The sequence below is a fragment of the Acidiphilium sp. JA12-A1 genome (assembly GCF_000724705.2).
Classification (GTDB): domain Bacteria; phylum Pseudomonadota; class Alphaproteobacteria; order Acetobacterales; family Acetobacteraceae; genus Acidiphilium; species Acidiphilium multivorum.
This window is the reverse complement of sequence record NZ_JFHO01000232.1, coordinates 1-3,465: the sequence shown is the minus strand read 5'-3', so window position 1 is coordinate 3,465 and position 3,465 is coordinate 1. Positions and strand designations below refer to the sequence as shown.

Below are 3,465 nucleotides of genomic sequence, written 5' to 3'. Positions count from 1 at the left end.
GCGGTTAAAGGCATCCATCAATGCCGGCACTGTTCTGCCTTCCGTCATCTTGCGGAAGCTGGCCGCCGCCGGTGGAGGGAAACACTCTGTCCAGGGCGTTACGGGCTGTGGGGCGGATCGAGCGCACCCTGTTCACCCTGCAATGGCTGTCCGATCCCGCTCTGCGCCAGCGCAGTCATGCCGGGCTCAATAAGGGCGAGGCCAGCAATGCCCTGCGCCGCGCCGTATTCTTCCATCGCCAGGGTGAAATCCGCGACCGCACCTTCGAAAATCAGAGCTTCCGGGCCTCCGGGCTCAGTCTCATCACCGCCGCCATCGTCCACTGGAATACCATCTATCTCGACCAGGCCGTCCAGCACCTGCGGGCCCAGGGTACGGCAGTGCCCGATGATCTCCTGGCGCATGTCGCGCCGCTCGGATGGGAACACATCGCTCTGACCGGCGATTATGTCTGGAATCCCGCCAATCCCAATGCCAGCTTCAGGCCGCTACGCGATGTTCGCGCTCCGTTCATACCCCGCGCCGCTTAGCGTACGATTTTGAACAGATCGTGCGGTGACCCCAAAAGCGGGAGACCATCAGGAAGTGTGGGGTGATCAGGCCGCGGCGGGGTGAGTTGCGCCATCTCCGTTGTCGTTAGCGAGCCCTGGGTACCAGCGCTCGAACAGAGGCCGTAGGGTGCCGTCGAGCGTTCGGGTCCGAACCTGCAGAAGCAGGTGGGCACCGCGCTTGGTCCATTGCATCTGCTGACGCTTGGCGAAGCGCTTGCTGATGACGGCATTGACTGTGCTCTCGGCCAAGCTGGAGGAGATGCGCTCGCCCGAACGGAACCGCTCGCCATAGTTGATCAGGCTGCCGGCGTTGCTGGCGATATAGCCAGCGAACTCATGTGCGGCGCGTTTGAACTTGCCCAAATTCGGGTAATTGACCTCCAGGCTGTCCACGTCATCCTCGAAGAATGCAATCTCTTTGCCGGCCCGGTGCTGGTTGCCGTGCCAGAGCAGCCACTTGATGCTGTCCAGCGAGGCGAGCAGGCGGGCACCCTCGGCCTCGTCGTGATGGACGACGCCGCGGGCATACTGGCCGAGCACGGTCAGGCGCATGGTGATGTGAAACCAATCCAGCACGTGCTCGGCCTCCGGCGTGATCAGCTCCGTCAGAGAGCGCACCTCTTCGCCGCCATCGGTCAGGAAGGTCACGTCCTGGTTTGCCTGCAGCCCCTGGCTCCTCAGCACCTCGAACAGCCGACGTTTGGGTTTCTGGTCGTAGCCATGCACCAGGCCGAGGTAACGCGGTTCCCGGTCCTCAGGCATGGAACGACCGACGATCAATTCGAAGTTGCTTGTCCGGTCATCCCAGTTGCGGACATAGCCACCATCGAGAGCCGCGACGATCCGGCCTTCCGGAATGGGCAACGCAGCCCATTCAGCCGGACAGCCATTGATGAAGCAGGGCCGCTCCTCGCCCAATTCGGCTTCCGCGCGTTCTGCGACACGCAAGACGTGTTCACGCACTGTGGTCCTGTTCGCGCCGGATGAGACCGGCAGCACGTCGGCCAGCAGGCCGGCCACGCTCGCGTAGGGAACGAGTGAGGACCAGCGCGCTTCCAGGTAAAGCCGTTCGGGAGCGACGTGGTCGGGCACCAAGTCTCGAAGCGGCGACACAGTAGCGGGGCCGTTCCCATTCTGGCACGGGCACCGATGCAGCCGCGGGCTGGCGAGCGGCACGTCGCCAAAAAGGGTGCGGAACAGAATGGGGTAGTTGCCCTTACTGCGCCGGCGGGAGCCGCACGCCTCGCAACAGCGGTGGCGCACGGTCCAGGTTCTGGCCTGAGCCTGCACAAGCCGGCGCTGGATGGCGGCGGTCACTGTCTTGCCATCGGCAAGCGAGAGGCCGACATCTTCGGGTCGTTCCGTCGCCTTTTCAAAGGTGGCGACCTCATCGGCCATCCCGATGCCGCCATCATCGTCGGTGATCTGAAGCAGGATGCTGACGCGCATGGGTGACCTCCAATGTGGTAAAGCGGATGAGTTTTCCACAAGGGCCGGAGTGGAAAGCTCAGGCGGTTCCGCTATGGCGCCCTCCTCCTATTCCGGCTCACCTGGTGCACCTGCGGACCCTCAGTTTGCACTCCGGAGAAAACAAGGCAAACTGTGGCATGACCTCCATTGCCCGTGCCGCCGCCGCGATCGCCGCCGTTCTTGTCCGCGAGGGCGTGGATTACGCGCAGAGCAAGGCGGTGTTCAAAGCCGCCAGGGCGCGAGCAGGCCTGCGCGCCTCGCCCGAACGCCGTGGCGGTGTCGATCGGCTGACGGTCGAGGAAGAGTTGCGCTTCCTCGACCAAGCCTATGCTCAGGGCGGCAGGATCGGGCTGATGCTGCAGACCCTGCTGGAAACCGGTGCACGCGCGTCCGAGCTGGTGCAGATCAGGGTCGAGGATGTCAGCTTGGCCGAGCGCATGATCACGATACGCCACGGCAAGGGCGGCAAGCGCCGGGAGGTGCCGATCCGGCGGGATTTGGCGCAGTTGCTCCGGCTGCACATCGGCACCCGCCGCGCCGGACCGTTGTTTGCCAGCCGCCAACAAGGTTCCGGGCCGGTGCCGCATACGCTGACCCGCCAGCGCGTCGGCCAGGTCGTCAGAAGTGTCGCCGATGCCGCCGGAATCACCAAGCGGGTCTATCCCCATCTGTTGCGTCATACCGTCGCGACGCGCCTGCTCGCGCTCGGGATGGACATCACCGACCTGCAGCGCTTCCTCGGCCATGAAAGCATCGCCACGACCAGGCATTATGCCGAGACGACGGCAGCCACGTTGCAGCGCCGGTTCGACCGGCTGACCGATCCGGCCGCTCATGCGCTCGTTGCCGATATCCAGCGGCAGCGAGGTGACGAGGCCGCCCTCGTTGCCGCCGACCTCCTGGCTCGGCGCCGCGCCAGGCAGGTCATTACTGCTGATGCATGAGGTTGAGGTGCTCGCCCTTCCGAAGCCGGGCATTCACCGACCGCCGTGTGAACGGCTGACCTCGCGCTCGCTCACGGGCTCTACTGCGATCCACGGCGTCCTCCAGTTGCCAGCGTGTGTCTTGATCATCGAGTACCTCAGGGCGCCTCTCGATCACCACCGTCCGGAGGATGTCGGCCATTGTGTGCAGGTCTTCCAAGGCATCCAGCGACGAAGCTTCATCCTGGCCAGCAAGATAGCCTCCCGGGCCGCCGCAGTCCTCCGGTGGGCAGGTGCCGTCGCCGCCAGTGCAACGCGGATAAGCCTTGCCCGGTTCTCCAGGCAGGTGATCCTCAATCCTGATCTCGTGCCGCCAGGGGATGTTCAGGTCGTACTCATAGACAAACCGGGCGCCTTTGCGCAGCCGCAGCCCAGCCAGCGTGACGTCTGGCGACGAGGCCGATATTTCGCAGGATCCATAGCGGCGGGACCGGAGGCAGAATTGGTRGAGGTGGATGCCC

Annotated in this window: 3 protein-coding genes and 1 pseudogene; 2 read left to right on the top strand and 2 right to left on the bottom strand. The window is 64.5% G+C overall.

The genetic code is table 11. The annotated features are described in order from the left end of the window. Positions 1 to 530: pseudogene (locus RT91_RS19545) on the top strand (Tn3 family transposase); the annotation flags it as partial. 66 nt (positions 531 to 596) lie between these two features. Here the strand turns inward: RT91_RS19545 and RT91_RS19540 are convergent. Beyond that, complete coding sequence (locus RT91_RS19540; RefSeq protein ID WP_035189593.1) at positions 597 to 2,000, bottom strand: ISKra4 family transposase; 1,404 nt, start codon at positions 1,998 to 2,000, stop codon at positions 597 to 599. A gap of 104 nt (positions 2,001 to 2,104) precedes the next feature. Between RT91_RS19540 and RT91_RS19535 the strand changes: the two genes are divergently transcribed. Further along, positions 2,105 to 2,965 (top strand): tyrosine-type recombinase/integrase, encoded by an 861-nt coding sequence (locus RT91_RS19535; protein ID WP_205408999.1) that lies wholly within the window; start codon positions 2,105 to 2,107, stop codon positions 2,963 to 2,965. Here RT91_RS19535 and RT91_RS19530 read toward each other — a convergent pair. Continuing rightward, positions 2,949 to 3,465: plasmid pRiA4b ORF-3 family protein (locus RT91_RS19530; protein WP_051788412.1), on the bottom strand; the 517-nt coding region annotated here is incomplete at its 5' end. The two genes, RT91_RS19535 and RT91_RS19530, sit on opposite strands and share 17 nt — an antisense overlap.